This window comes from Streptomyces sp. NPDC057486 (assembly GCF_042802415.1).
GTDB lineage: Bacteria > Actinomycetota > Actinomycetes > Streptomycetales > Streptomycetaceae > Streptomyces > Streptomyces yanii.
Map to the genome: position 1 here is coordinate 1 of NZ_JBHVEE010000001.1, position 24,800 is coordinate 24,800.

Annotated in this window: 31 protein-coding genes; 4 read left to right on the plus strand and 27 right to left on the minus strand. The window is 67.9% G+C overall.

Translation table 11 applies throughout. The features are described 5' to 3' along the window. Nucleotides 1–46 precede the first annotated feature (46 nt). From ACFU6I_RS00005 to rpsJ, 23 genes are all read right to left on the minus strand, one after another. Nucleotides 47–706 (minus strand): adenylate kinase, encoded by a 660-nt coding sequence (locus tag ACFU6I_RS00005; protein ID WP_384359768.1) that lies wholly within the window; start codon nucleotides 704–706, stop codon nucleotides 47–49. After that, nucleotides 706–2,025, minus strand: coding sequence for a preprotein translocase subunit SecY (secY, locus tag ACFU6I_RS00010; protein WP_345514965.1), 1,320 nt, complete (start codon nucleotides 2,023–2,025; stop codon nucleotides 706–708). The genes ACFU6I_RS00005 and secY overlap by 1 nt, the downstream gene beginning before the upstream one ends. Before the next feature lie 223 nt (nucleotides 2,026–2,248). After that, nucleotides 2,249–2,704, minus strand: a complete 456-nt coding sequence (gene rplO, locus ACFU6I_RS00015; RefSeq protein WP_037688017.1) for a 50S ribosomal protein L15 — start codon at nucleotides 2,702–2,704, stop codon at nucleotides 2,249–2,251. Nucleotide 2,705: 1 nt separating this feature from the next. Beyond that, nucleotides 2,706–2,888, minus strand: coding sequence for a 50S ribosomal protein L30 (gene rpmD, locus ACFU6I_RS00020; RefSeq protein ID WP_030914154.1), 183 nt, complete (start codon nucleotides 2,886–2,888; stop codon nucleotides 2,706–2,708). Then, nucleotides 2,888–3,493 carry a 30S ribosomal protein S5 gene (gene rpsE, locus ACFU6I_RS00025; protein WP_072485533.1) on the minus strand — a complete coding sequence of 202 codons (606 nt, stop codon included), beginning with the start codon at nucleotides 3,491–3,493 and terminating at the stop codon, nucleotides 2,888–2,890. Before rpsE ends, rpmD begins: the two co-directional genes overlap by 1 nt. A gap of 47 nt (nucleotides 3,494–3,540) precedes the next feature. After that, nucleotides 3,541–3,924, minus strand: a complete 384-nt coding sequence (rplR, locus tag ACFU6I_RS00030) for a 50S ribosomal protein L18 (protein WP_030914149.1) — start codon at nucleotides 3,922–3,924, stop codon at nucleotides 3,541–3,543. A gap of 2 nt (nucleotides 3,925–3,926) precedes the next feature. Continuing rightward, the gene (gene rplF / locus ACFU6I_RS00035) at nucleotides 3,927–4,466 is read right to left on the minus strand and encodes a 50S ribosomal protein L6 (RefSeq protein WP_093897252.1); all 540 of its coding nucleotides are present in this window, start codon (nucleotides 4,464–4,466) and stop codon (nucleotides 3,927–3,929) included. Nucleotides 4,467–4,487: 21 nt separating this feature from the next. After that, the gene (rpsH, locus tag ACFU6I_RS00040; protein ID WP_005313538.1) at nucleotides 4,488–4,886 is read right to left on the minus strand and encodes a 30S ribosomal protein S8; all 399 of its coding nucleotides are present in this window, start codon (nucleotides 4,884–4,886) and stop codon (nucleotides 4,488–4,490) included. 224 nt (nucleotides 4,887–5,110) lie between these two features. Beyond that, nucleotides 5,111–5,296, minus strand: coding sequence for a type Z 30S ribosomal protein S14 (locus tag ACFU6I_RS00045; protein WP_003948630.1), 186 nt, complete (start codon nucleotides 5,294–5,296; stop codon nucleotides 5,111–5,113). Nucleotides 5,297–5,298: 2 nt separating this feature from the next. Next, on the minus strand, nucleotides 5,299–5,856 hold the full coding sequence (gene rplE / locus ACFU6I_RS00050; RefSeq protein ID WP_037688009.1) for a 50S ribosomal protein L5: 558 nt from the start codon (nucleotides 5,854–5,856) through the stop codon (nucleotides 5,299–5,301). After that, nucleotides 5,856–6,179, minus strand: coding sequence for a 50S ribosomal protein L24 (gene rplX / locus ACFU6I_RS00055; protein ID WP_073786786.1), 324 nt, complete (start codon nucleotides 6,177–6,179; stop codon nucleotides 5,856–5,858). The genes rplE and rplX overlap by 1 nt, the downstream gene beginning before the upstream one ends. 2 nt (nucleotides 6,180–6,181) lie before the next feature. Further along, nucleotides 6,182–6,550, minus strand: coding sequence for a 50S ribosomal protein L14 (gene rplN / locus ACFU6I_RS00060; protein ID WP_003966950.1), 369 nt, complete (start codon nucleotides 6,548–6,550; stop codon nucleotides 6,182–6,184). Nucleotides 6,551–6,656: 106 nt separating this feature from the next. After that, nucleotides 6,657–6,941, minus strand: a complete 285-nt coding sequence (gene rpsQ / locus ACFU6I_RS00065; protein WP_030977953.1) for a 30S ribosomal protein S17 — start codon at nucleotides 6,939–6,941, stop codon at nucleotides 6,657–6,659. Next, a complete protein-coding gene (rpmC, locus tag ACFU6I_RS00070) occupies nucleotides 6,941–7,165 on the minus strand; it encodes a 50S ribosomal protein L29 (protein ID WP_014047786.1) in 225 nt (74 codons plus the stop codon). The genes rpsQ and rpmC overlap by 1 nt, the downstream gene beginning before the upstream one ends. Further along, the gene (rplP, locus tag ACFU6I_RS00075) at nucleotides 7,165–7,584 is read right to left on the minus strand and encodes a 50S ribosomal protein L16 (protein ID WP_362619220.1); all 420 of its coding nucleotides are present in this window, start codon (nucleotides 7,582–7,584) and stop codon (nucleotides 7,165–7,167) included. The genes rpmC and rplP overlap by 1 nt, the downstream gene beginning before the upstream one ends. 5 nt (nucleotides 7,585–7,589) lie before the next feature. Then, nucleotides 7,590–8,426: a 30S ribosomal protein S3 gene (gene rpsC / locus ACFU6I_RS00080; RefSeq protein ID WP_037688007.1), complete on the minus strand. Its 837-nt coding sequence runs from the start codon at nucleotides 8,424–8,426 to the stop codon at nucleotides 7,590–7,592. After that, on the minus strand, nucleotides 8,426–8,773 hold the full coding sequence (gene rplV / locus ACFU6I_RS00085) for a 50S ribosomal protein L22 (RefSeq protein ID WP_004571827.1): 348 nt from the start codon (nucleotides 8,771–8,773) through the stop codon (nucleotides 8,426–8,428). The genes rpsC and rplV overlap by 1 nt, the downstream gene beginning before the upstream one ends. Nucleotides 8,774–8,815: 42 nt before the next feature. Continuing rightward, nucleotides 8,816–9,097, minus strand: coding sequence for a 30S ribosomal protein S19 (gene rpsS / locus ACFU6I_RS00090; protein ID WP_003966956.1), 282 nt, complete (start codon nucleotides 9,095–9,097; stop codon nucleotides 8,816–8,818). Nucleotides 9,098–9,109: 12 nt separating this feature from the next. Next, nucleotides 9,110–9,946: a 50S ribosomal protein L2 gene (gene rplB / locus ACFU6I_RS00095; RefSeq protein ID WP_266982598.1), complete on the minus strand. Its 837-nt coding sequence runs from the start codon at nucleotides 9,944–9,946 to the stop codon at nucleotides 9,110–9,112. Nucleotides 9,947–9,986: 40 nt separating this feature from the next. Beyond that, nucleotides 9,987–10,310 carry a 50S ribosomal protein L23 gene (gene rplW, locus ACFU6I_RS00100; RefSeq protein ID WP_030914135.1) on the minus strand — a complete coding sequence of 108 codons (324 nt, stop codon included), beginning with the start codon at nucleotides 10,308–10,310 and terminating at the stop codon, nucleotides 9,987–9,989. Further along, nucleotides 10,310–10,960, minus strand: coding sequence for a 50S ribosomal protein L4 (rplD, locus tag ACFU6I_RS00105; RefSeq protein ID WP_266982601.1), 651 nt, complete (start codon nucleotides 10,958–10,960; stop codon nucleotides 10,310–10,312). Before rplD ends, rplW begins: the two co-directional genes overlap by 1 nt. Before the next feature lie 4 nt (nucleotides 10,961–10,964). After that, nucleotides 10,965–11,609, minus strand: a complete 645-nt coding sequence (gene rplC, locus ACFU6I_RS00110; RefSeq protein ID WP_030914132.1) for a 50S ribosomal protein L3 — start codon at nucleotides 11,607–11,609, stop codon at nucleotides 10,965–10,967. Between the two features lie 13 nt (nucleotides 11,610–11,622). After that, complete coding sequence (gene rpsJ, locus ACFU6I_RS00115; protein ID WP_003948644.1) at nucleotides 11,623–11,931, minus strand: 30S ribosomal protein S10; 309 nt, start codon at nucleotides 11,929–11,931, stop codon at nucleotides 11,623–11,625. Between the two features lie 538 nt (nucleotides 11,932–12,469). Between rpsJ and ACFU6I_RS00120 the strand changes: the two genes are divergently transcribed. The 4 genes from ACFU6I_RS00120 to ACFU6I_RS00135 all read left to right on the plus strand — a co-directional run bounded on the left by ACFU6I_RS00120 (nucleotide 12,470) and on the right by ACFU6I_RS00135 (nucleotide 19,627). Next, on the plus strand, nucleotides 12,470–14,119 hold the full coding sequence (locus tag ACFU6I_RS00120) for an RNA ligase family protein (protein WP_384359771.1): 1,650 nt from the start codon (nucleotides 12,470–12,472) through the stop codon (nucleotides 14,117–14,119). A gap of 2 nt (nucleotides 14,120–14,121) precedes the next feature. Next, complete coding sequence (locus tag ACFU6I_RS00125) at nucleotides 14,122–16,941, plus strand: poly(A) polymerase (protein WP_384359773.1); 2,820 nt, start codon at nucleotides 14,122–14,124, stop codon at nucleotides 16,939–16,941. A 63-nt stretch (nucleotides 16,942–17,004) separates the two neighbouring features. Next, a complete protein-coding gene (locus ACFU6I_RS00130; RefSeq protein WP_384359775.1) occupies nucleotides 17,005–17,463 on the plus strand; it encodes a GNAT family N-acetyltransferase in 459 nt (152 codons plus the stop codon). A 184-nt stretch (nucleotides 17,464–17,647) separates the two neighbouring features. Beyond that, the gene (locus ACFU6I_RS00135; protein WP_384360197.1) at nucleotides 17,648–19,627 is read left to right on the plus strand and encodes a PIG-L family deacetylase; all 1,980 of its coding nucleotides are present in this window, start codon (nucleotides 17,648–17,650) and stop codon (nucleotides 19,625–19,627) included. Nucleotides 19,628–19,732: 105 nt separating this feature from the next. Here the strand turns inward: ACFU6I_RS00135 and tuf are convergent, their stop codons facing one another. The 4 genes from tuf to rpsL all read right to left on the minus strand — a co-directional run bounded on the left by tuf (nucleotide 19,733) and on the right by rpsL (nucleotide 24,096). Beyond that, a complete protein-coding gene (gene tuf, locus ACFU6I_RS00140) occupies nucleotides 19,733–20,926 on the minus strand; it encodes an elongation factor Tu (RefSeq protein WP_266358734.1) in 1,194 nt (397 codons plus the stop codon). A 160-nt stretch (nucleotides 20,927–21,086) separates the two neighbouring features. Then, nucleotides 21,087–23,213 carry an elongation factor G gene (gene fusA, locus ACFU6I_RS00145; protein ID WP_384359777.1) on the minus strand — a complete coding sequence of 709 codons (2,127 nt, stop codon included), beginning with the start codon at nucleotides 23,211–23,213 and terminating at the stop codon, nucleotides 21,087–21,089. Between the two features lie 38 nt (nucleotides 23,214–23,251). Next, entirely contained in the window at nucleotides 23,252–23,722 is a 471-nt protein-coding gene (rpsG, locus tag ACFU6I_RS00150; RefSeq protein WP_030977935.1) for a 30S ribosomal protein S7, read from the minus strand. A 2-nt stretch (nucleotides 23,723–23,724) separates the two neighbouring features. Further along, nucleotides 23,725–24,096 carry a 30S ribosomal protein S12 gene (gene rpsL, locus ACFU6I_RS00155; protein ID WP_003948652.1) on the minus strand — a complete coding sequence of 124 codons (372 nt, stop codon included), beginning with the start codon at nucleotides 24,094–24,096 and terminating at the stop codon, nucleotides 23,725–23,727. Between the last annotated feature and the right edge of the window lie 704 nt (nucleotides 24,097–24,800).

A 24,800-nucleotide genomic window follows, 5' to 3' on the forward strand; every position in this document is an offset into this window, starting at 1 on the left:
GCCCAAGGACGCCGCGGCCGTCTGTACAGGTATTACGGGGTGTTCCTCAGTCCTCGCGGTCCTTCTTGAGGGCATCCATCGACCGCTTGGTCACGTCCTCGACCTTGCCGAGCGCCGAGATCGTGACCACCAGGCCCTGGGCCCGGTAGTAGTCGATGATCGGCTCGGTCTGGGTGTGGTAGACCTCGAGCCGCGTGCGGACCGTTTCCTCGGTGTCGTCGTCGCGCTGGTACAGCTCGCCGTCGCAGGTGTCGCAGACACCCTCGGTCTTCGGCGGGTTGTACGTCACGTGGAAGACATGCGCGCTGTCGTTGCGGCAGATACGCCGCCCCGCGATGCGCTTGACGACCTCGTCCTCGGGGACCTCCAGGTCGAGAACCGCGTCCAGCGTCACGCCCTCGCCCTTGAGTATCTCGTCGAGAGCCTCGGCCTGGCCCACGTTGCGCGGGAAGCCGTCGAGCAGGAAGCCGTTCACGGCGTCCGGCTGGGACATGCGGTCCTTGGCCATCGCAATGGTGACCTCGTCCGGCACCAGCTGCCCCGCGTCCATGTAGGCGCGGGCCTGCTTGCCAAGGTCAGTGCCCTGGCTGATGTTGGCGCGGAAGAGATCGCCCGTGGAGATGTGCGGAATCGACAGGTTCTTGGCAAGGTACGCAGCCTGCGTTCCCTTGCCGGCACCGGGCGGTCCGACGAGGACGATTCGCATCAGCGGAGGAACCCTTCGTAATTGCGCTGCTGGAGCTGACTCTCAATCTGCTTCACGGTCTCCAGACCCACACCCACGATGATGAGGATGCTCGTCCCGCCGAACGGGAAGTTCTGGTTAGCGCCACCGAAGCCTGCCAACGCCATCGTCGGCACGAGAGCGATCAGACCCAGGTACAGCGAGCCCGGCCAAGTGATCCTGTTCAGCACGTAGCTCAGGTACTCGGCAGTAGGTCGACCAGCCCGGATACCCGGGATGAAGCCACCATACTTCTTCATGTTGTCGGCGACTTCCTCGGGGTTGAACGAAATCGCCACATAGAAGAAGGCGAAGAAGACGATCAACAGGAAGTACGCCGTGATGTAGTACGGGTGGTCACCCTTGACGAAGTGGTCCTTGATCCATGTGGCCCAGCCCGCAGTGGAGTTGGAGAACTGGACGACCAGGGCCGGAATGTAGAGCAGCGAAGAAGCGAAGATGACGGGAATCACACCCGCCTGGTTCACCTTCAGCGGGATGTACGTGGACGTACCACCGTACGACCTGCGGCCGATCATGCGCTTCGCGTACTGCACCGGGATACGGCGCTGGGCCTGCTCGACGAAGACCACCAGGGCCACCATGACGAAGCCGACCAGGATGACGGTGCCGAATTCGATCCAGCCGTCCGCCAGCTTGCCGCTCTGCTTGATGGCCCACAGGGCGCCGGGGAAGCTGGCGGCGATCGAGATGAACATCAGGATCGACATGCCGTTGCCGATGCCGCGGTCGGTGATGAGCTCACCGAGCCACATGACGGCAGCGGTGCCCGCGGTCATAGTGATCACCATGACGACGGTCGTGAAGATCGAGTGGTTCGGCACGATCTGGTCGGCGACCGGGCAACCGCTGAACAGCGCGCCGCTGGTGGCGGTGGCCACCAGGCCGGTGCCCTGGAGGATGGCGAGTGCGACGGTCAGATAACGCGTGTACTGCGTGATCTTGGCCTGGCCGGACTGCCCCTCCTTCTTGAGCGCCTCGAGTCGGGGAATGACCACGGTCAGCAGCTGAAGGATGATGCTGGCCGTGATGTACGGCATGATGCCGAGCGCGAAGATCGTGATCTGCAGCAGTGCACCACCGCTGAACATGTTCACCAGGCCGAAGAGGCTGTTGTTGCCCTTACTTGCCTGGTCAACACAGGTCTGGACGTTCTCGTAGCTCACTCCCGGTACCGGGATGTGCGCCCCGAGCCGGTAGAGCACGATGATGCCGAGCGTGAAGAGCAGCTTCTTGCGCAGGTCGGGCGTCTTGAACGCCCGGGCGAACGCGGTGAGCACGGTGCCTCCTGCGACCCCCGCGCAGAGCGAGAGGTGACGGTCTTGAGGATCGACAAATACGAAAGAGTCAAAGATTCCCGGGCATGCGCCCAGGGGTTACCACAGCAACAATGCACGCCACCTTACCGGCGACCATGCCCACCTAGGAACGACCAACCGGGGATGCCCCAAATAAGAGGCATCCCCGGTCGGATGTTCAAGCCATCGAGTTGTCCGAGTTGTCTCAGACGAGCTCAGTGACGGTGCCGCCGGCGGCGGCAATCTTCTCCTTGGCGGAGCCGGAGACGGCGTCAACCGAAACCTGCAGCGCCACGGAGATCTCGCCCTGTCCGAGGACCTTGACGAGGTGGTTGTTGCGCACCGCACCCTTGGCGACCAGGTCGGCCACGGTGACCTCTCCACCCTCGGGGTAGAGCGTCGCGAGCTTGTCCAGGTTCACGACCTGGTACTCGGTGCGGAACGGGTTCTTGAAGCCCTTGAGCTTCGGGAGACGCATGTGGAGGGGCATCTGGCCACCCTCGAAGCGCTCCGGAACCTGGTAGCGGGCCTTCGTGCCCTTGGTACCACGACCGGCGGTCTTACCCTTGGACGCCTCACCACGACCCACACGGGTCTTGGCGGTCTTGGCGCCCGGGGCAGGCCGGAGGTCGTGTGCCTTCAGCGGGTTGTTCTCCGCCATGTCAGTCGACCTCCTCAACCGTCACGAGGTGGCGGACGGTGTGAGCCATGCCGCGGAACTCGGGACGGTCCTCCTTGACAACCACGTCGTTCAGGCGCTTGAGCCCGAGCGAACGCAGGGTGTCGCGGTGGTTCTGCTTGCTGCCGATGTACGACTTCGTCTGCGTGATCTTGAGGCGAGCCATTACGCACCCGCTCCCGCACGTGCACGAAGCAGAGCCGCGGGGGCGACGTCCTCGAGCGGCAGACCACGGCGAGCCGCGATCTCCTCGGGACGCTGCAGGCCCTTGAGGGCCTCCACGGTCGCGTGCACGATGTTGATCGCGTTGTCGGAGCCGAGCGACTTCGACAGGATGTCGTGAACGCCGGCGCACTCCAGAACGGCGCGCACCGGGCCACCGGCGATAACACCGGTACCGGGGGAAGCAGGCTTCAGCAGGACGACGCCCGCAGCCTTCTCGCCCTGGATCGGGTGAGGAATGGTGCCCTGGATACGCGGAACCTTGAAGAAGTTCTTCTTGGCTTCTTCCACGCCCTTGGCAATGGCCGCGGGAACTTCCTTGGCCTTGCCGTAACCGACACCGACGGTGCCGTCACCATCGCCCACCACGACCAGCGCGGTGAAGCTGAAGCGACGACCACCCTTCACAACCTTGGCGACGCGGTTGATCGCGACAACGCGCTCAACGTACGCGGTCTTCTCGGCGGCAGCTGCGCCGCCGTCACGGCCCTTCCGGTCCCGCCGCTCGCCGCCACCGGCACCGCTTCCGCGGCGCTGGGGTCCAGCCATTGGATTTACCTCTCTCTGTTACGTCCGCTGTGCGTAGGAACCGGGGCTTAGAACTTCAGCCCGGCTTCACGGGCGGCGTCAGCCAGAGCGGCAATCCGCCCGGCGTACTGGTTGCCACCGCGGTCAAACACGACGGCCTCGACGCCTGCGGCCTTGGCACGCTCAGCGACCAGGGCGCCGACCTGCTTGGCCTGGGCGCTCTTGTCACCCTCGCCACCACGGATGGACACGTCCAGGGTCGACGCCGACGCGAGCGTGTGGCCCGCGATGTCGTCGATGACCTGAGCGACCATGTGGCGGTTGGAACGCGTCACGACCAAGCGCGGACGCTCCGGCGAACCGGAGATGTGCTTGCGGACGCGGATGTGGCGACGCTTGAGGGCGGCACGCTTGTAGGCGTCGCCCTTGGCGATCTTCACGCCGTATGCCATGGCTACTTACCAGCCTTTCCGACCTTGCGGCGGATGACCTCGCCGGCGTACTTGACGCCCTTGGCCTTGTACGGGTCAGGCTTCCGCAGCTTGCGGATCTTGGCCGCGGTCTCGCCGACCTTCTGCTTGTCGATGCCCTCGACGGAGAACTTCGTGGGGGACTCCACCTTGAAGGTGATGCCCTCCGGGGCCTCGATCAGGATCGGGTGGCTGTAGCCCAGGGCGAACTCCAGGTTGGAGCCCTTCGCCTGGACGCGGTAACCGACACCACTGATCTCGAGCGCCTTGGTGTATCCCTGGGTCACACCGGTGATCATGTTCGCCACCAGCGTGCGGGACAGGCCGTGGAGGGCCTTGTTCTGACGCTCGTCGTTCGGGCGGACGACGTTCAGGACGCCGTCCTCACCCTTGGTGACCTCGATCGGCGACGCGACGGTGTGGGTGAGGGTGCCCTTGGGGCCCTTCACCGCGACCGTGCGGCCATCGATGGTGACGTCCACACCGGCGGGAACCTGGATGGGGAGCTTGCCGATTCGCGACATGAGCTATTCCTCCGTTCCCGACTACCAGACGTAGGCGAGGACTTCCCCACCTACGCCCTTCTTCTGAGCCTGCTGGCCGGTCAGGAGACCGTGGGACGTGGAGATGATCGCCACGCCCAGGCCGCCGAGGACCTTCGGCAGGTTGGTGGACTTTGCGTAGACACGCAGACCCGGCTTCGAAATGCGCTTGATGCCGGCGATCGAACGCTCGCGGTTCGGGCCGAACTTCAGCTCGAGGACGAGGTTCTTGCCGACCTCGGCGTCCTCGACCTTCCAGCCGGTGATGAAGCCCTCCTGCTGGAGGATCTCCGCGATGTGCGACTTGATCTTGCTGTGCGGCATCACGACGGAGTCGTGGTATGCCGAGTTCGCGTTACGCAGACGCGTGAGCATGTCTGCGATGGGATCAGTCATGGTCATGAATTGGCCTTCGGCCTCTCTCGCCGGGGTTTCCTGTATGCGCCATCCCTCTCCCCACTCAGTGGCGGGACGGGTGCGGTGCGGGGACCTACGGCGTAGTAAGTCGGTCCAGGGCGGCAGGCGCCCAACCCTTCAAGCCTACGGCATGAAGAGCCGGACTCCTGCCGACCAGATGCTTACCGAGAGCTTCCGGGTAGTCCCAACGCCCAGAGGGCGAAGGAGATTTACCAGGAACTCTTGGTCACGCCCGGCAGCTCGCCACGGTGAGCCATCTCACGAAGGCACACGCGGCACAGGCCGAACTTGCGGTAGACGGAGTGGGGCCGGCCGCAGCGCTGGCAGCGGGTGTACCCGCGGACGCCGAACTTCGGCTTGCGGGCGGCCTTAGCGATCAGAGCCTTCTTCGCCACGGTCAGTTCTCCTTGAACGGGAAGCCGAGGTGACGAAGGAGGGCACGACCCTCGTCGTCATTGGTCGCCGTGGTGACCACGGTGATGTCCATGCCCCGGACCCGGTCGATCTTGTCCTGGTCGATCTCGTGGAACATGACCTGCTCCGTGAGACCGAAGGTGTAGTTGCCACGGCCGTCGAACTGCTTCGGCGACAGGCCACGGAAGTCACGGATACGCGGCAGCGCGAGCGACAGCGTACGGTCCAGGAACTCCCACATCCGGTCACCGCGGAGGGTGACGTGGCAGCCGATCGGCTGACCCTCGCGCAGCTTGAACTGCGCGATGGACTTGCGGGCCTTGGTGACGGCCGGCTTCTGGCCCGTGATCGTGGTGAGGTCGCGCACGGCGCCATCGATCAGCTTGGAGTCGCGGGCGGCGTCGCCCACACCCATGTTGACCACGATCTTGACCAGACCGGGAATCTGCATGACGTTCTCGTACGAGAACTCCTCACGCAGCTTGCCGGCGATTTCCTCGCGGTAGCGCGTCTTGAGACGCGGCGCAGTGGTGGCAGTCATCAGATGTCCTCACCGGTCCGCTTGGCAACGCGGATCTTGTTGCCCTCGTCGTCAAAGCGGTAGCCGACGCGGGTGACGACCTTCTTGCCGTCCTTCTCCACAACCAGCTGAACGTTGCTGACGTGAATCGGGGCCTCAGTGGTGACGATGCCGCCGGTCTGCGAACCGCGAGCCGTCTGACCGGCCTTGGTGTGCTTCTTGACCCGGTTGACACCCTCGACGAGGACGCGGTCCTGAGCAGGGTAGGCAACGATGACCTTGCCCTGCTTGCCCTTGTCCTTACCGGTGATGACCTGAACCAGGTCGCCCTTCTTGATCTTCATGCTTACAGCACCTCCGGCGCGAGCGAGATGATCTTCATGAACTTCTTCTCGCGCAGCTCACGGCCCACCGGGCCGAAGATACGGGTGCCGCGGGGGTCGCCGTCGTTCTTCAGAATGACGGCGGCGTTCTCGTCGAAGCGGATGTACGAGCCATCCTGACGACGACGCTCCTTGACGGTGCGAACGATGACGGCCTTGACGACGTCACCCTTCTTCACGTTGCCACCGGGGATCGCGTCCTTGACGGTGGCGACGATGACGTCACCGATGCCCGCGTAGCGGCGACCCGAACCACCGAGAACACGGATGGTGAGGATTTCCTTCGCACCCGTGTTGTCGGCGACGCGAAGTCGCGACTCCTGCTGGATCACGTCTATCTCCTGATCGTCTGCCGGTTCCCGGTGGGGTTCGAACCCTGAACGGGTCGAACCCCACCGAGCCTGGCGGAACTTGCCTGAGGGGAATGCCCCTCAGGAATTACTTGGCCTTCTCGAGGATCTCGACGACGCGCCAGCGCTTCGTCGCAGACAGCGGCCGGGTCTCCATGAGGAGGACACGGTCGCCGACGCCCGCAGCGTTCTGCTCGTCGTGAGCCTTCAGCTTGTTCGTACGGCGGATGACCTTGCCGTACAGGGCGTGCTTCACGCGGTCCTCGACAGCGACGACGACAGTCTTGTCCATCTTGTCGCTGACGACGAGACCCTCACGGGTCTTGCGGAAACCGCGGTCGGTGTTCGTCTCAGTCACAGTCTTCTCGCTCATCAGACGCTCTCCACCGTCTCGATGCCCAGCTCGCGCTCGCGCATCAGGGTGTAGATCCGGGCGATGTCCTTACGGACGGACTTGAGCCGACCGTGGTTCTCGAGCTGCCCGGTCGCCGCCTGGAAGCGGAGGTTGAACAGCTCTTCCTTGGCCTCGCGGAGCTTGTTGAGCAGCTCCTCGTTGCCCAGCTCGCGCAGCTCGGACGCCTTGGTTCCGGCCGACATCACGCCTCACCTGCCTCGCGCCGAACGATGCGGCACTTCATCGGAAGCTTGTGAGCAGCGCGGGTGAGCGCCTCACGAGCAATCTTCTCGTTCGGGTAGGACAGCTCGAACATCACCCGACCCGGCTTGATGTTCGCGATCCACCACTCGGGAGAACCCTTACCGGAACCCATGCGGGTCTCGGCAGGCTTCTTGGTGAGGGGACGGTCCGGGTAGATGTTGATCCAGACCTTGCCGCCACGCTTGATGTGGCGGGTCATCGCGATACGAGCTGCCTCGATCTGGCGGTTCGTCACGTACGCCGGGGTCAGCGCCTGGATGCCGTACTCGCCGAACGCAACCTGCGTGCCACCCTTGGACATACCGCTGCGCTTCGGGTGGTGCTGCTTGCGGTGCTTGACCCTACGGGGGATCAGCATTTCGGTCAGGCCTCCGTTCCGGTGCTCTCAGCCGGAGCAGCGGCGGCGGGAGCGTCGGCCTTGGGGGCCTCGGCTGCCGGCGCGGACTGCTGCGGCTTACGACCGCGACCGCCACGCTCGCCACCGCGGCCACCGCGGCCGGCCGGACGGTCAGCGCCGCCACGGGCCGGGCGGTTGCCTGCGCGGGCAGCAGCGTTCTCGGCGCGGACCTCGGCGATGTTCTTGACGTCGCCCTTGTAGATCCAGACCTTCACACCGATGCGGCCGAAGGTCGTCTTGGCCTCGAAGAAGCCGTAGTCGACGTTCGCGCGGAGCGTGTGCAGGGGCACACGGCCCTCGCGGTAGAACTCCGAGCGGGACATCTCGGCGCCGCCGAGGCGGCCACCGCACTGGATCTTGATGCCCTTGGCGCCGGCCTTCATCGAGCTCTGCATGCTCTTGCGCATCGCACGACGGAAGGAGACGCGGGAGGAGAGCTGCTCGGCGACGGCCTGGGCCACCAGCTGAGCGTCCACCTCGGGGTTCTTGACCTCGAGGATGTTCAGCTGGACCTGCTTGCCGGTCAGCTTCTCCAGCTCGCCACGGATGCGGTCGGCCTCGGCGCCACGGCGACCGATGACGATGCCCGGGCGGGCGGTGTGGATGTCAACGCGGACGCGGTCGCGGGTGCGCTCGATCTCGACCTTCGAGATACCGGCCCGCTCCATGCCCTTCGTCATCATGCGACGAATGGCGACGTCTTCCTTGACGTAGTCCTTGTACAGCTTGTCGGCGTACCAACGGGACTTGAAGTCCGTGGTAATGCCGAGCCGGAACCCGTGCGGGTTTACCTTCTGGCCCATTACCGGGTTCCTTCCTTGCTGCTGACGACCACGGTGATGTGGCTGGTCCGCTTACGGATCCGGTAGGCACGGCCCTGAGCACGCGGACGGAACCGCTTCAGGGTCGGGCCCTCGTCCACGTACGCCTCGCTGATGACCAGCGAAGAGGCGTCGGTGTGGTCGTAGTTGTGTGCGGCGTTGGCAATGGCGCTGTCCAGCACCTTGCCAACCGGCACGCTCGCGGCCTGCGGGGCGAAACGCAGGACCGCCTGAGCCTCCGTGGCGTCCATGCCACGGATGAGGTCCACCACGCGGCGGGCCTTCATGGGCGTGACGCGGATGTACCGCGCCTGGGCCCTGGCTTCCATGGTTGTCCCTTCGGTGTAAGTCATAGTCGTTCCACCCCGCGATTAGCGGCGCTTCGACTTCCGGTCGTCCTTGACGTGGCCGCGGAAGGTGCGAGTCGGCGAGAACTCGCCGAGCTTGTGGCCGACCATCGACTCGGTGACGAACACCGGGACGTGGATCTTGCCGTTGTGCACCGCGATGGTGTGACCCAGCATGGCCGGGACGATCATCGAGCGACGGGACCAGGTCTTGATGACGTTCTTGGTGCCTGCCTCGTTCTGTACGTCCACCTTCTTGATGAGGTGGCCGTCGACGAAGGGCCCCTTCTTGAGACTGCGCGGCATCTAAACCCGCTCCTAGCGCTTCTTGTTCGTCTTGCGGCGGCGGACGATGTACTTGCTCGATGCCTTCTTCGGCGAGCGAGTACGACCCTCCTTCTGACCCCACGGCGAGACCGGGTGGCGACCACCGGAGGTCTTGCCCTCACCACCACCGTGCGGGTGGTCAACCGGGTTCATCGCGACACCGCGGACGGTCGGGCGAACGCCCTTCCAGCGCATGCGGCCGGCCTTGCCCCAGTTGATGTTCGACTGCTCGGCGTTGCCGACCTCGCCGATCGTGGCGCGGCAGCGGGCGTCGACCAGGCGGATCTCACCCGACGGCATACGAAGGTGGGCCATGGTGCCCTCCTTCGCCAGCAGCTGCACGGAGGCACCCGCGGAACGGGCGAACTTCGCGCCGCCGCCGGGCCGCAGCTCGATGGCGTGGATGGTCGTACCGACCGGGATGTTGCGCAGCGCCAGGTTGTTACCGGGCTTGATGTCGGCCGTCGGGCCGTTCTCGACCCGGTCGCCCTGCGTCAGTCCACGCGGCGCGATGATGTAGCGCTTCTCGCCGTCCGCGTAGTGCAGGAGCGCGATGCGCGCGGTGCGGTTCGGGTCGTACTCGATGTGCGCGACCTTGGCCGGCACGCCGTCCTTGTCGTGACGACGGAAGTCGATCACTCGGTAGGCGCGCTTGTGGCCACCGCCCTGGTGGCGAACGGTCACACGACCGGCGTTGTTACGGCCGCCCTTGCTGTGCAGGGGGCGGACCAGCGACTTCTCCGGCGTGGACCGCGTGATCTCGACAAAGTCGGCGACGCTGGAGCCACGACGGCCCGGGGTCGTCGGCTTGTACTTGCGGATACCCATTTCTCAGTCCTCGTCCGATTCCGGACGATCCAGACCGCCCTTAGGCGGTCGGACCGCCGAAGATGTCGATACGGTCGCCCTCGGCGAGGGTCACGATGGCGCGCTTCGTGTCGGCGCGCTTGCCGAAACCGGTCTTGGTGCGCTTGCGCTTACCCTGCCGGTTGATCGTGTTGACCCCGGTGACCTTGACCGAGAAGACCGCTTCCACGGCCTGCTTGATCTGGGTCTTGTTGGAGCCGGGCGCGACGATGAACGTGTACTTGTTCTCGTCGAGCAGCGCGTAGCTCTTCTCGGAAACGACCGGCTTGACGAGAACGTCGCGCGGGTCCGTGAAGGTCTTGCTGGTTACGGTCGCCTCGCTCATCAGGCGTCGCTCCCTTCGGTCTCATCGGCCTTGGGGCCAGACACGAAGGACTCGAGGGCGGCCTGAGTGAAGACCACGTCGTCGGAGACGATCACGTCGTACGTGTTGAGCTGGCCCGGCTCCAGGATGTGCACCTGGGGCAGGTTGCGGGCGGACAGCCACGCGGCCTCGTCGGCGCGCTCGACGACCAGGAGCAGGTTCTTGCGCTCCGAGATCTTGCCGAACAGCGTCTTGGCGGCCTTCGTGGAGACTGCACCGTCGACCACGCCGGTGACGACGTGGATACGGGAGTGGCGTGCCCGGTCGGAGAGGGCACCGCGCAGGGCGGCGGCCTTCATCTTCTTCGGGGTGCGCTGCGAGTAGTCGCGCGGCTGCGGGCCGTGGACGACGCCACCGCCGACGAACTGCGGCGCGCGGGTCGAACCCTGGCGGGCGCGGCCGGTGCCCTTCTGGCGGTACGGCTTGCGGCCACCACCACGGACTTCGCCACGACGCTTGGTCTTGTGCGTGCCCTGACGGGCAGCAGCCAGCTGAGCGACAACGACCTGGTGGATCAGCGGAACGCTGGTCTTCGCGTCGAAGATCTCCGCGGGGAGCTCGACGGTACCGGCCTTGTCGCCTGCCGGCGAAAGGATGTCAATGGTGCTCATTACCTCAAGCCCCCTTGGCCGCGGTACGGACCAGGACGAGGCCGCCGTTCGGACCGGGGACTGCGCCCTTGATGAGGAGCAGACCCTTCTCCGCGTCAACCGCGTGGATGGTCAGGTTCTGGGTGGTGACACGCTCGTTGCCCATGCGACCCGCCATGCGCATGCCCTTGAAGACGCGGCCGGGGGTGGCACAGCCACCGATGGAGCCGGGCATACGGTGCACACGGTGGGCACCGTGGGACGCCTTGCCACCCTTGAAGTTGTGACGCTTCATCACACCGGCGAAGCCCTTGCCCTTGCTCTTGCCCGTGACGTCAACCTTGACGCCGGACTCGAACACTGCGGCAGTGACCTCCTGGCCCAGCGTGTACTCGCTGGCGTCAGGGGTGCGGAGCTCCACCAGGTGGCGGCGCGGGGTCACGTCGGCCTTGGCGAAGTGGCCCTTGAGGGGCTTGTTCACCTTGCGCGGGTCGATCTCGCCGAAGGCGATCTGGACCGACTCGTAGCCGTCGCTGTCGTTGGTGCGGACCTGGGTGACGACGCAGGGCCCGGCCTTGACGACGGTCACCGGGACGACCCGGTTGTTCTCGTCCCAGACCTGGGTCATGCCGAGCTTCTCGCCCAGGACGCCCTTAATGTTCTTAGCCATCTCGCGCGTCACCTCAGAGCTTGATCTCGATGTCGACGCCGGCCGGCAGGTCGAGACGCATCAGCGAGTCAACCGTCTTCGGCGTGGGGTCGAGGATGTCGATGAGGCGCTTGTGCGTGCGCATCTCGAAGTGCTCGCGCGAGTCCTTGTACTTGTGCGGCGACTTGATGACGCAGTACACGTTCTTCTCAGTGGGCAGCGGCACCGGGCCCGCGACCGACGCACCAGTGCGGGTCACCGTCTCGACGATCTTCTTCGCCGAGGAGTCGATGACCTCGTGGTCGTAGGCCTTGAGCCGGATGCGGATCTTCTGTCCCGCCATGGCTACTAGTAGTCCTGTCTCTCGTTAACGCTCTGGAACCCGGGGGTTCTGGTAACTCCTCCTCCGACCCACGCGGTCGGGCGTGTCGCATCCCCTCTACGCAGATCTCCCGAAGGATTTCCCAACCAAGGGGGTGCGGGCCGTGGACCGCGCTGTGCTCAATGAAGAGCGTCGGGGGTGGAACACCCACCGGGTGCCTGGTCGGCGCCCCACTTACGCTTCCCGAAAGATTCCCGTACGTCCGGCCCTCATGGGGCCGACGAGTACTGTGGGACTCGCTTCCGGTCCTCCCGGCGGGAGGCGCGCAGCATTGACACTCAACCGAGCAACCTGGTCAGTGTGCCATACGCGGCGGGAGCCTGGCCAATCCGGCCGAAGAGATTACCCCGCGGGTGTTGCGTGTCAAACCGCGGCTCGTCCGAGGCCCCGCGACGCGGCGGCGGGGAACCGGGAGAACAGCGCGAGGAATATCCGCTGGAACGCCGCTCCCCCACCCTCCTACGCTGACCACGTCATCGACACGGGGGCCTCGACCGTCATGCGTACGCACTATCCACGGACACCGCATCTGCCATGGTCCCCAGGGGTGACCACGGACGATGTACGGGTGACCGGCCTGGGCGGGTTCCGTGGCCGCGAGGTCGTCGTCACCGAGAAGCTCGACGGCGAGAACACCACTCTGTACGCCGACGGTCTGCACGCCCGTTCGCCGGATTCGGCGCCTCACCCGTCCAGGACCTGGGTCAAGGCCCTGCAGGGCCGGATCGGGCACGCGATCCCCACGGGCCGACGAGTGTGCGGCGAGAACATGTACGCCCGGCACTCGATCGCGTACGAGGACCTGGACAGCTACTTCTACGGCTTCTCCGTGTGGGAGGCGGACGGGCGCTGCCTCGACTGGGACGAGACGGTGAGCTGTCTGCGCGCACTCGGCATCCCCGTGCCCAGGGTGCTGTGGCGGGGCACGTTCGACGAGCGGGCGCTGCGGGCGCTCGGCGTCGACCGGGACCGCCAGGAGGGGTACGTCGTCCGGACCGTCGATGGATTCGCCGACGACGACTTCGCGCGGCGGGTCGCGAAGTGGGTCAGACCCCACCATGTACGCACCGGTACGCACTGGATGCACGCGGCCGTCGTCGCGAACGGTCTGGGCCCGCAGGCGCCGCTGTGGGCGGTGCGTTCGGGCGCAGGCGCCGACGCGCAGGCACTGGCCGCCGCGCTGGATGTGCCCGGCGGGGACGCGGATGCCCTCGGCCGGCTGACCGTCGGGCAGTCGGGGGACGTCCGGCTCTCCGGCGTACTGGCTGCGCTGCTGCACGGCAGCCGGCGGTCGTGGCTCGCGCCGAAGCTCGCCCCGGCGCTGGGCATGCCGCTGGCCAGGCGCGTCGCCGACCTCGTCGGGCTGCATCCGGCCCTGCACCGGCCCTACCCGGACGAGGAGCGGCGCGCCGGTCTGGTGCGGCTGTCGTACGCCGCCGACCTGGGCGTCCTCCACGCCGTCGCACGCGCGACCGCCCGGGACGACGAGGCGCGCGATCAGGTGGAGTGGTCCGCGCTGCACGCGCAGGACGCCGGACCGCTCGCCGGGCTGCATGAGCAGTTCGCCGGGCTGGACACCGACGCCTCGGTCCGCTGCCTGGCCGAGGCACGCGAGGCGTACGCGCTCGGACGCATCCGCACGACCGGGGAAGCGGTCGCGGCCACCTGGCGGTGGCGGTCGGGCGCCTTCCCGAAGCTGATCCAGATGGTCGGCCCGTCAGGCAGCGGCAAGAGCACGTTCGCACGGGAGCTGGCCGGGGTGGACACCCGCATCTGCCTCGACGAGCTGCGCGCGGCCCGCGGCTCCCGCGCCGACCAGAGGGCCAACGCGGATGTCCTGCGCACCGGACTCGACCGGCTGGACACCGCGCTGGCCGCCGGCGGGACCGTGGTGTGGGACGCGACCTCACTCAATCAGCAGCAGCGTTCCCTGGTGCGCTCCGTCGCCCGGCGCCGGGACGCACTCGTCACCCACGCCGTGATGCTCGTCGACGAGGACGAGCTGACCCGGCGCAACGCGGGACGCGAGCACCCGGTGCCGCCCGGCGTTCTCGCCACCCAGTTGCACCGCTTCGCCCCGCCGTACCCGGGCCAGGCGCACCGCACCTGGTACATCGGGGCGAGCGGGATGATCGAGGAGGAGGCATAGCCGTGCGCACCAGCGAGGAGATCTACCACCGGGTGCGCTGGGACGCCCGCTTCGATCCGGCCCGCTTCGTCGTCGGCGTCAGCCAGCGCGGGGCTCCGCCCGAGCGGGTCCCGCTGCCCATGTTCGTGCCGGGCGGAGACATCCCCTGGCACCGGGTGCTGTTCTTCGAGGCCGACGGCGAGGTCGTATGGGACCGGACCACGGGCGTCGACCGGATCGACGACACGGACGCCGGGCGGGTGCGGGAGGCACGCAGGCTGCGGGCGCCGTTCTTCACCGCCCGCACGCCGTACGCCTGGGACGGCGCCGACTGGGTCCCTGCGCGGACACCCCGGGGCGCCGGGCCCGCGGGACGGCTGCGCGTACTGACCTGGAACACGCTGTGGGACCGCTACGACGCCGACCGCATCGACACGGCCGCGCGCAGACCGCTGCTGATCGCCGCGCTCCGCGAGGCCGACGCCGATGTCATCGCGCTCCAGGAGGTCGAGCCGCAGTTGCTCACCCTGCTGCTGCGGGAGCCGTGGGTGCGTGAGGCGTACACCCTGGGGACGGAACCGGCGGCGCGGGACGTCGACGCGTGCGGTCTGCTGCTGCCGAGCAGGCTGCCCGTGCGGGAGGCCGGTCACCACGAGCTCGGCCCGCACAAGGCGGTGGCGGCCCTCGTCGCGGAGACCGGCGCCGGGCCGGTCACGGTAGCCGCGACCCACCTGAGCAGCGACCACTCGGAGAACGGCACACAGCGGCGCAACGCCGAGCTGGCCCGGATCGCCGAGGGGCTGGCATCCCTGGACGGTGACCTCGTCCTCATGGGCGACTTCAACGACGGCACCGACGCACCGGGCACGACGCTCGGAATGCGCGACGCGTGGAGCGAGCTCCACGGTCCGGATGACGCGACACCGACGTTCGACCCGCGCGTCAATCCGCTGGCCTCCGTCGCCTCGCTGACCGGGCGTGCGTCCCGGCTGGACCGGGTACTACTGCGCGCGGAGGGACTGCAGGTGCGGCGCGCCGAACTCCGTGGCGACATCCCCACGGCCGAGGGCCTGTACATCTCCGACCACTACGGCGTGCTGACCGAACTGGCCCCTGTGGACGCGGAGAGCGCCGAGGCCCTGGACGTGAAGCCCACGCCCCGTACGGCACTGGCATGGATTCCGCCGCAGGAGCTCTGGCCGCCGCTGCAGGCGATCCGGCGGGACCACGACCCGCAGATCCGCCGCTGGCCGCCGCACGTCAATCTGCTCTTCGGCTTCGTCCCGGAGTACGCCTTCGAACAGGCCGCGCCGCTGCTCGCCGCCGCTGCCGCCGGGTGTGCGCCCTTCGACGCGCTGCTGGCGGGTGTGCAGTGGTTCGGGCACCGCGAGGGGGCCACGGTGTGGCTGGACCCGGCGGCCGGGGGCGGGGAACCGTGGGCCGGCCTGTGGGAGGAACTCGTACGGCGGTTCCCCAACTGCCGTGGCCACCACGGGGGATTCACCCCGCACCTCAGCCTGGGCCGGACCAGGGACCCGCACGCCCTGGCCGCCGAGTGCGGTTGGCGGCTCGATCCGATGGCGGTCCGGGTCGGGGAGCTGGCGCTGCTGTCGCGCCGCGGCGACGAGCCGATGCGGGTACGGGCGACGGTGGCGCTGGGAACGGGCGAGGTGCGCTGGGTACCGGACGCGCAGCCGGCGGACGAGCCCCCCGCGCCCGGACACGGAAACCCCGGACACGGGAACCCCGGCCCGGCCTCGGCCGGCCGGCCGGTCGCGGACGCCACCGGTGTCGTACGCCGCGTCCGCGAGGCGCTGGCCGGCGGGGTCGTTCACGTCGTCGGCTCCCGGCGCATGGACTGCGCCCTGCCCGGCGCGGATCTGGATCTGGTGGCGGCGCTGCCGGGCGATGCCGAACTGGCCGTTGTACGAGCCCGGTTGGCGGCGGTGCTGCCGGACGCGGCGGACGTCCGGGAGGTGGCCGGAGCACGGGTCCCCGGCCTGCGGACGGACGTCGACGGCCTGCGCGTGGACCTGGTCGTGGTCCCCACCGGTCCGATGGACCCGGCGGATGCGATCGAGCGCCGAGCGGAGTTGGGCGAGGCGGCGGCGGTCGCGCTCAGCGCGGTGAGCGACGCGGAGGCGGTGCTCGCCCTGGCGGGCGACCGGCAGGAGGCTTTCGCGCGACTGGCCCGGGAGGTCAAGGCGTGGGCGAGGGCACGCGGCCTGGACTCGGCGCCGTTCGGCGGACTTCCCGGCCTGGCGTGGTCCGTCCTGGCGGCCCGTACGGTCCGCGGGGCGGACGACCTGTCCCCCGACGGGCTGCTGCGGCGCTTCTTCGCGACCTGGGCGGCCTGGGACTGGCGCGTGCCGGTGGGTACGGCAGGACCGCGGACACCGGAACTGCCGGTCACGATCACGACTCCGTCGGAGCCCGTACGCTCCTGCACCGACCAGGTCACGCCGGGCATGCGCGACCTGCTCACCCAGGAGCTGTTCCGTGCCTGGGAACTGCTGGAGACGGGCGCCCCCGGGCTGCTGTCGCCGCCGCCGCTGCACCGCCGCCACGCGGCCTGGGCCGTCGTGGCCGTACGCCCGGGACCGGACGAGGGCCGGGTGCGCGGCCGCATGCGCGCCCTGCTCGGCGACCTGTCGGACATGGCCCCCGAGTCCCACGCCTGGCCCCGCTCCTTCGGCACGGACCCGGTCCGCTACGCGATCGGCCTCGGTCCGGTCCCTCCGGACCGCGCACTGGTCGAAGAGGTCGCGGGGCGCCGACTGCGGGGGCTCACCGGGGTCACGCTCACGCGCGTCGACGGCGGGGACGTGCCGACCCTGCACTGACCTGGCCCGGGCGCGGTGCCCCGGGCGTACAGCGGCCGCGAACGGCCCTGAGAGAATCCCGCCATGTCTGCGCTTACGAACCGGGGCTGGGCCCTGCGCCCCGCGGACCCCGCCGACGTCGAGCAGATGGCGGAGCTCCGGGCCGTTGTCATGCGCCCCGACCTGGAGCGCCTGGGCCGCTACGACGAGCATCGCGTGCGGCAGCGGCTGCGGGACATCTTCGCGCCGGAGCACACCTCCGTCGTGGTCGCCGACGGCGTGTTCGCCGGCTGCGTCACCCTGCGCCCGGACGAGAGCGGCTGGTGGCTGGAGAACTTCTACCTCTCCCCCGCACTCCAGGGCCGTGGGATCGGCACCGCCGTCCTGCGCGGCCTGCTGGAACGCGCCGACGCCGCGGGCGTGGACGTCCGCCTGGACGTCCTCCGGGGCAGCGCCGCCCGTCAGCTGTACGAACGCCACGGGTTCACCCTGGAGCGCGAGGACCCGATCGATGTCTTTATGGTGCGCCGGTCCGGCGTGTAGCCCCGACAAGCAACGCGACCGCTCCGATCCCCGTCTAATCTGCCGCGGGAAGCGGCACTGACCGGCCGCTTCGACGGGGTGGACGGACGGAGCACAGGGCGTGACGGATCGATTCGGCCTGGGACCGGGCGGCGCCGGGGTGCGGCGGCGCAGCGTCGTGGCGGCCGCCGCCGCAGCCGCCCTGATGGGCGTCGGCGCCTGTTCCGTACCGGCTCCCCGGCGCAGTGACGCCATGGCGGATCCGACGCCCGGAATGGTGATCGGCGACGCCCGGCAGTCCCTGCTGATGCAGATCCTCGCCCACCCGGACGACGACCTGTACTTCATGAACCCGGACACCCAGCAGGCTCTGGACGCCGGGACCCCGGTGGTCTGTGTGTACCTCACCGCCGGTGAGGCCATCGGCCTCAACCGGATTCCCGGCGCGCCACGGCCCGCCCCCGACAAGGCCGCATACTCGTCCGCCAGGCACCAGGGGCTGCGCCAGTCGTACGCGATCCAGCTCGGGCTGCCGATGTTCACCGCCTGGCAGAAGTCCGTCATCGCGCCGGCGGACGGGCTCCGGGCCGAGATCAACACCCTGACGCACCATGGACGCCGGGTCGAGCTGGTCTTCCTCAATACGGCGATGCACACCGGCCGCGGCAGGCTGGGCCTGCCCAGCCTCTGGCACGACCGGGAGCTCGGCCTGCCCACCGTCGTCGCCGTGGGCTCGCCGCTGAAACGGGTGGGCTGGTACACGTACGACAGGATGATCGACGTCCTCGTCGGGCTCCTCGACCACTACCGGCCGACCCTCGTCCACACCATGGACCCGGACCCTGACATCCAGCACAGCACCGAGGCCGTCCGTCGCCGGGACAGCGAGCAGCCCGGCTACTCCGACCACCCCGACCACACCGCGACCGCCTCGTTCACCTGGGCGGCGCTGATCCGGTGGGTGGCCCGCGCCACCGGCGGCGGTGGGCCCGTGCCGCGGTTCGTCACCACGGCTTACCGCGGCTACTACAACCGGCACTGGCCGAAGAACCTGCCGTACCGCGTGCTGAAGGAGAAGGCGGCGCACCTCGTCCCGTACGGGGGCGAGGCCGACTGGCGGTGCGGGAACGTGGCGGGCTGCGGGGACTACAACGTGGGCGGCAAAAGGCCGCTGACCAACCGCAAGGGCTGGGTCCGCTCCACCCATTACCGCTACCCGGGCCCCCGCCCGACCCTCGCCACCGGAACGGACGGGCGGCTCACCGCGTACGGAGTCCTCGGACTGCGGGCGGTGCGGTGGCGCGAGAGCGCACCCGGCAGCGGGGTCTGGGACGATCCCGACGATCTCGGCGGCGGACCGCTGGCACCGGTGCTCGGCGGGGCGACGACGGCGGACGGCAGGCAGCTGCTGTTCGGGCTGCGCTTCGCGGCGCTCGGTGGACACGGGGCGGCCGACGAGCGGGAGATCGTGCTCCTCGAACAGAGCTCCCCGGGCGGCGCCTTCCGCGCCTGGCGGGGGCTGGGCAACCCGGAGCGGGACGAGGACCGCGGCCGCAGGATCGGTGTCCCGGTGGCGGTGACGGCGCCCGACGGGCGGGTCCATCTCTTCGTACGGAACGCGGACAAGGGCGTGAGCACGCGGGTGCGGGAACCGTCCGGGCGGTGGAGCGACTGGCGGGACACAGGCGGCGGCGAGGTCCAGGACGGACTGAGCGCCGTGGTGGACGGACAGGGCCTGGTCCATGTGTTCGCCGCCGGGCATCACACGGTGCACCACTGGACGCAGGAGACACCGGGAGCCGAACTGACCGCCCATCCGCAGATCGACGGGGCGCCGGTGCCGGGCGACGGGGCGGCCGCGCAGGTCGTCGCGGACGGGTCCGTGGAGCTGCTGTACCGGGCGGCGGCGCGGGCCGCACTGACGGTCGTACGCACGGGGGCTGCGGAGGAACGCACCGACTTCGACGGGTACGGGCCGGTGACCGTGGCCGGTTCGCCGTTCGGCCAGGTGCTGCTGGGCCGCACCGAGAAGGGCTTGATCCAGCTCCGAACCGGCGCGGGGCTGTCCGTACGCACGCGGGGAGCGGTGGCGCTCGACGGTCCCGCGCTCCACGCGGAAGGCGGGGGGCGCCCGGCGGTGGTGGGGCTGGGGCCGGACGCACGCCCCTGGTTCTGGCGTCCGTGACGCCGCACCGGGACATGGCGAAGGGCCCCGGTCCACCGCTTGCGCGGCGGGCCGGGGCCCTTCTTGGTGCTCTGTGCGGAGCAACCAGGTCAGACAATCAAGTAATTACTTGACGATCTTGGTGACCTGGCCGGCGCCCACGGTCCGGCCACCCTCACGGATGGCGAACTTCAGGCCCTCTTCCATGGCGACCGGCTGGATCAGCACGACGTTCATGACGGTGTTGTCGCCCGGCATGACCATCTCGGTGCCCTCGGGAAGGGTCACAACGCCCGTCACGTCCGTGGTACGGAAGTAGAACTGCGGGCGGTAGTTGTTGAAGAACGGGGTGTGACGGCCACCCTCGTCCTTCGACAGGATGTAGGCCTGGGCCTCGAACTCGGTGTGCGGCGTGACCGAACCGGGCTTGATGATGACCTGGCCGCGCTCGACGTCCTCGCGCTTGATGCCACGGAGGAGCAGACCGACGTTCTCACCGGCCTGGCCCTCGTCGAGCAGCTTGCGGAACATCTCGATGCCGGTGACCGTGGTGGTGGTCTTCTCCTGCTTGATACCGACGATGTCGACGGTCTCGTTGACCTTCAGGACACCACGCTCGATACGACCGGTGACGACGGTGCCACGACCGGTGATCGTGAAGACGTCCTCGATCGGCATCAGGAACGGCTTGTCGACGTCGCGCTCGGGCTGCGGGATCGACTCGTCGACGGCCTTCATCAGGTCGAGGACGGTCTGGCCCCACTCCTTGTCGCCCTCAAGAGCCTTGAGCGCCGAGACCTTGACGACCGGCAGGTCGTCGCCCGGGAACTCGTACTCGGAGAGGAGCTCACGGACCTCGAGCTCGACGAGCTCCAGGATCTCCTCGTCGTCCACCATGTCGGCCTTGTTCAGGGCGACGACGATGTACGGAACGCCGACCTGGCGGGCCAGGAGCACGTGCTCCTTGGTCTGCGGCATCGGGCCGTCGGTGGCGGCGACCACGAGGATGGCGCCGTCCATCTGCGCGGCACCCGTGATCATGTTCTTGATGTAGTCGGCGTGACCCGGGCAGTCGACGTGCGCGTAGTGACGCGACTCCGTCTGGTACTCGACGTGCGCGATCGAGATCGTGATACCGCGCTGGCGCTCCTCGGGAGCCTTGTCGATCTGGTCGAAGGCCGAGGCCTCGTTCAGGTCCGGGTACGCGTCGTGCAGCACCTTGGTAATGGCGGCCGTGAGGGTCGTCTTACCGTGGTCAATGTGACCGATGGTGCCGATGTTGACGTGCGGCTTAGTCCGCTCGAACTTCGCCTTCGCCACTGGGTCCTCCTGTGGAGTGGTTCTGTACGCCTTGCTTCATCGGCGCCAGGTGATCTTTGCTGGGATGCCGGGCCCGGGGGCATTCAACACATTGCTTTCGCTCTGCGAGGAATGCCCCACCAGGCTCCGGTGACAAGCCTAAAGCGTGAGCTCGGGAGAGTTACTCGCCCTTGGCCTTCGCGATGATCTCCTCGGCGACGTTCCGCGGAACCTCGGCGTAGGAGTCGAACTGCATCGAGTAGCTTGCGCGACCCGAGGTCTTGCTGCGGAGGTCTCCGACGTAGCCGAACATCTCCGAAAGGGGCACGAGGCCCTTCACGACGCGAGCGCCGCTGCGCTCCTCCATGGCCTGGATCTGGCCACGGCGGGAGTTGATGTCACCGATGACATCGCCCATGTAGTCCTCGGGCGTGGTCACCTCGATGGCCATCATCGGCTCGAGGAGCACGGGGGACGCCTTGCGGGCACCCTCCTTGAACGCCTGCGAACCGGCGATCTTGAACGCCAGCTCGGAGGAGTCGACCTCGTGGTAGCCACCGTCGAGAAGGATGACGCGGACGCCGACCATCTCGTAACCGGCCAGGATGCCGAACTGCATGGCTTCCTGAGCACCCGCGTCCACCGAGGGGATGTACTCACGGGGGATGCGGCCACCGGTGACCTTGTTGACGAACTCGTACGAGGCCTCGCCGCCCTCGATGGGCTCGATCGCGATCTGCACCTTGGCGAACTGACCGGTACCACCGGTCTGCTTCTTGTGGGTGTAGTCGATGCGCTCGACGGCCTTGCGGATCGTCTCGCGGTACGCGACCTGGGGCTTGCCGACGTTGGCCTCGACGCGGAATTCGCGCTTCATCCGGTCGACGAGCACCTCGAGGTGAAGCTCGCCCATACCACCGATGATGGTCTGGCCGGTCTCCTCGTCCGAGTGCACCTGGAAGGACGGGTCCTCCTCGGAGAGACGCTGGATGGCGACACCCAGCTTCTCCTGGTCACCCTTGGACTTGGGCTCGATGGCGACCTGGATGACCGGCGCCGGGAAGTCCATGGACTCCAGGATCACCGGGTTCTTGTCGTCGCACAGCGTCTCACCGGTGGTGGTCTGCTTCAGGCCCATGACGGCGATGATGTCGCCGGCGCCCACCGACTCGATCTCCTCACGCTTGTTCGCGTGCATGCGGTAGATCTTGCCGATGCGCTCCTTCTTGCCCTTGACGGAGTTCAGCACCGAGGTGCCGGACTCCAGGCGGCCCGAGTAGACCCGGACGAAGGTGAGCTTGCCGAGGTGCGGGTCGCTCATGATCTTGAACGCGAGGGCCGCGAGCGGCTCGTCCTCGGACGGCTTGCGCTTGACGACCTCCTCCGGGTCCTTGACGCTGTGGCCCTCGATGGCCTCGACGTCCAGGGGGGAGGGGAGGTAGCGCACGACGGCGTCGAGCAGGGGCTGAACGCCCTTGTTCTTGAACGCGGTGCCGCAGAACACGGGGGTGACGGTCGTCTCGCCGCCCTTGCCCGAGTTGATGGTGATGCGACGGATGCCCGCGTAGAGCTGCTCCGCGGAAGGCTCTTCGCCCTCCAGGTAGAGCTCCATGAGGGCCTCGTCGTTCTCCGCGGCCGCTTCGAGGAGCTTGGCGCGGTACTCCTCGGCCTTCTCCACGAGGTTCGCGGGGATGTCGACGATGTCGTACGCCTCGCCCTTGGTGGCTTCCACCGGGTAGACGAACGCCTTCATCGTCACGAGGTCGACGACACCCGTGAAGTCGGCCTCGGCACCGATCGGGAGCTGCATCACGATCGGGGTCGCGCCGAGGCGGTCCGTGATCATGTCGACACAGCGGAAGAAGTCGGCACCGGTGCGGTCGAGCTTGTTGACGAAGCAGATACGCGGCACGCCGTAGCGGTCCGCCTGACGCCAGACGGTCTCGGACTGCGGCTCGACGCCGGCGACACCGTCGAACACGGTGACGGCGCCGTCGAGGACGCGGAGCGAACGCTCCACCTCGACGGTGAAGTCGACGTGACCCGGGGTGTCGATGATGTTGATGGTGTGGTCAACATCGCCGAGCGCCCAGTGGCAGGTCGTCGCGGCCGACGTGATCGTGATGCCGCGCTCCTGCTCCTGCTCCATCCAGTCCATCGTGGCAGCGCCGTCGTGGACTTCACCGATCTTGTACGAAACGCCGGTGTAGAAGAGGATCCGCTCAGTGGTGGTCGTCTTGCCCGCGTCGATGTGGGCCATGATCCCAATGTTGCGGACCTTGGCCAGGTCAAGCGAAGTGGTGGCCATAAGGCTCAGTCTTCTCTCGGTCTCGATGTGGGTAGCGACTACCAGCGGTAGTGCGCGAAGGCCTTGTTGGACTCGGCCATCTTGTGGGTGTCCTCACGCTTCTTGACGGCAGCGCCAAGACCGTTGGAGGCGTCGAGCAGCTCGTTCATGAGGCGCTCGGTCATCGTCTTCTCGCGGCGGGCGCGGGAGTAACCCACGACCCAGCGCAGCGCGAGGGTGGCGGCGCGACCGGGCTTGACCTCGATCGGCACCTGGTAGGTGGCGCCACCGACACGGCGGGACTTGACCTCGAGCGAGGGCTTGACGTTCTCAAGCGCGCGCTTCAGCGTGATGACCGGGTCGTTGCCGGTCTTCTCGCGGAGGCCTTCCATGGCGCCGTACACGATCCGCTCGGCAGTGGAGCGCTTGCCGTTGAGCAGGATCTTGTTGATCAGCGAGGTGACAAGAGGAGAACCGTAGACCGGGTCGATGATGACCGGGCGCTTCGGGGCGGGGCCCTTACGAGGCATTCTTACTTCTCCTTCTTGGCGCCGTAGCGGCTGCGGGCCTGCTTGCGGTTCTTGACACCCTGGGTGTCAAGCGAGCCGCGGATGATCTTGTAACGAACACCCGGCAGGTCCTTCACACGGCCACCACGCACGAGCACGATGGAGTGCTCCTGCAGGTTGTGTCCCTCACCCGGGATGTAGGCCGTGACCTCGATACCGGAGGTCAGACGCACACGCGCGACCTTACGGAGGGCCGAGTTCGGCTTCTTCGGGGTGGTCGTGAACACACGCGTGCAGACGCCGCGGCGCTGGGGCGAACCCTCAAGCGCGGGCGTCTTGTTCTTCTCGACCTTGTCCTGCCGGCCCTTCCGGACCAGCTGCTGGATCGTAGGCACTACTTCTCCGGTTTCTGTGTGCCGTTCGTGAAACTAACCTGGAACGTCACCGACCCACGCGGTCGGGTGTGTCGAATACTGCGGACTCCCGCCCGAGGACAGAAGGGGCACAGATCGCGGTGGCCACTGACGGACTCGCCGTGCGGTTGAGGACACGCACACGAGCCCAGGCACACCCCAGGCACAAGGTCTGAGCGTACCTACCTCACGGACTCCGGTCAAAACAAATGCTGTCCGCCGGGACACGCAGGACAGAGCGTTGCGGCCCGTTCACCACCTGGTGCAAACCAGTCGTTCCCCGCACATGCCACGGTCACTTTCATCAGCCTCTCGCCCCACCGTCCGGCGGGGCGCGCCGAGGGGCGCTCCCCCTCGCCGACCGCCCGAAAACTCCCGGCTCGCCCTGGACGGCATGCGTGAGAACCACCTCCGCATGGCCCAGGCCCTGATCGACCCGGCCGGCCCGTCGCCCGGCAGCGCCGAAGGGCTACGAGCGGGAGGCGCCGAAGACGCCCGCTCCGCGGGCATGAGCGATGTTCCGAACCAGCTGCTTCCCGGGTGGGCCCCGCAGAACCCCGCGACGCCACAGCTGCCGCTGGACGCCCGGGCTGGGCCGTACAGGGGACCGGCCGGACCGGGTGCACGGCCCCTCCGGCGTCCGGCGAGCCACGGCATTCCGGGTCGCAGCCGACCCCGCACACGCC

Excerpts from the sequence above, each read along its gene's own strand:
- ACFU6I_RS00130 (WP_384359775.1), top strand. The coding sequence starts at position 17,005 with ATGTCTGCGCTTACGAACCGGGGCTGGGCCCTGCGCCCCGCGGACCCC.
- rpsJ (WP_003948644.1), bottom strand. The coding sequence starts at position 11,931 with ATGGCGGGACAGAAGATCCGCATCCGGCTCAAGGCCTACGACCACGAG.
- rpmD (WP_030914154.1), bottom strand. The coding sequence starts at position 2,888 with ATGGCTCGCCTCAAGATCACGCAGACGAAGTCGTACATCGGCAGCAAG.
- fusA (WP_384359777.1), bottom strand. The coding sequence starts at position 23,213 with ATGGCCACCACTTCGCTTGACCTGGCCAAGGTCCGCAACATTGGGATC.
- rpsG (WP_030977935.1), bottom strand. The coding sequence starts at position 23,722 with ATGCCTCGTAAGGGCCCCGCCCCGAAGCGCCCGGTCATCATCGACCCG.
- rpsE (WP_072485533.1), bottom strand. The coding sequence starts at position 3,493 with ATGGCTGGACCCCAGCGCCGCGGAAGCGGTGCCGGTGGCGGCGAGCGG.
- rpsQ (WP_030977953.1), bottom strand. The coding sequence starts at position 6,941 with ATGAGCGAGAAGACTGTGACTGAGACGAACACCGACCGCGGTTTCCGC.
- ACFU6I_RS00005 (WP_384359768.1), bottom strand. The coding sequence starts at position 706 with ATGCGAATCGTCCTCGTCGGACCGCCCGGTGCCGGCAAGGGAACGCAG.
- rplV (WP_004571827.1), bottom strand. The coding sequence starts at position 8,773 with ATGGAAGCCAGGGCCCAGGCGCGGTACATCCGCGTCACGCCCATGAAG.
- rpsC (WP_037688007.1), bottom strand. The coding sequence starts at position 8,426 with ATGGGCCAGAAGGTAAACCCGCACGGGTTCCGGCTCGGCATTACCACG.
- rplW (WP_030914135.1), bottom strand. The coding sequence starts at position 10,310 with ATGAGCGAGGCGACCGTAACCAGCAAGACCTTCACGGACCCGCGCGAC.
- rplC (WP_030914132.1), bottom strand. The coding sequence starts at position 11,609 with ATGGCTAAGAACATTAAGGGCGTCCTGGGCGAGAAGCTCGGCATGACC.
- ACFU6I_RS00120 (WP_384359771.1), top strand. The coding sequence starts at position 12,470 with ATGCGTACGCACTATCCACGGACACCGCATCTGCCATGGTCCCCAGGG.
- rpsH (WP_005313538.1), bottom strand. The coding sequence starts at position 4,886 with ATGACCATGACTGATCCCATCGCAGACATGCTCACGCGTCTGCGTAAC.
- rplB (WP_266982598.1), bottom strand. The coding sequence starts at position 9,946 with ATGGGTATCCGCAAGTACAAGCCGACGACCCCGGGCCGTCGTGGCTCC.
- rpsS (WP_003966956.1), bottom strand. The coding sequence starts at position 9,097 with ATGCCGCGCAGTCTCAAGAAGGGGCCCTTCGTCGACGGCCACCTCATC.
- rplF (WP_093897252.1), bottom strand. The coding sequence starts at position 4,466 with ATGTCGCGAATCGGCAAGCTCCCCATCCAGGTTCCCGCCGGTGTGGAC.
- rplE (WP_037688009.1), bottom strand. The coding sequence starts at position 5,856 with ATGACTGCCACCACTGCGCCGCGTCTCAAGACGCGCTACCGCGAGGAA.
- rplD (WP_266982601.1), bottom strand. The coding sequence starts at position 10,960 with ATGAGCACCATTGACATCCTTTCGCCGGCAGGCGACAAGGCCGGTACC.
- rplR (WP_030914149.1), bottom strand. The coding sequence starts at position 3,924 with ATGGCATACGGCGTGAAGATCGCCAAGGGCGACGCCTACAAGCGTGCC.
- rpmC (WP_014047786.1), bottom strand. The coding sequence starts at position 7,165 with ATGTCGGCCGGAACCAAGGCGTCCGAGCTGCGCGAGCTGGGCAACGAG.
- rplP (WP_362619220.1), bottom strand. The coding sequence starts at position 7,584 with ATGCTGATCCCCCGTAGGGTCAAGCACCGCAAGCAGCACCACCCGAAG.
- rplO (WP_037688017.1), bottom strand. The coding sequence starts at position 2,704 with ATGGCGGAGAACAACCCGCTGAAGGCACACGACCTCCGGCCTGCCCCG.
- rplX (WP_073786786.1), bottom strand. The coding sequence starts at position 6,179 with ATGAAGATCAAGAAGGGCGACCTGGTTCAGGTCATCACCGGTAAGGAC.
- ACFU6I_RS00135 (WP_384360197.1), top strand. The coding sequence starts at position 17,648 with ATGGGCGTCGGCGCCTGTTCCGTACCGGCTCCCCGGCGCAGTGACGCC.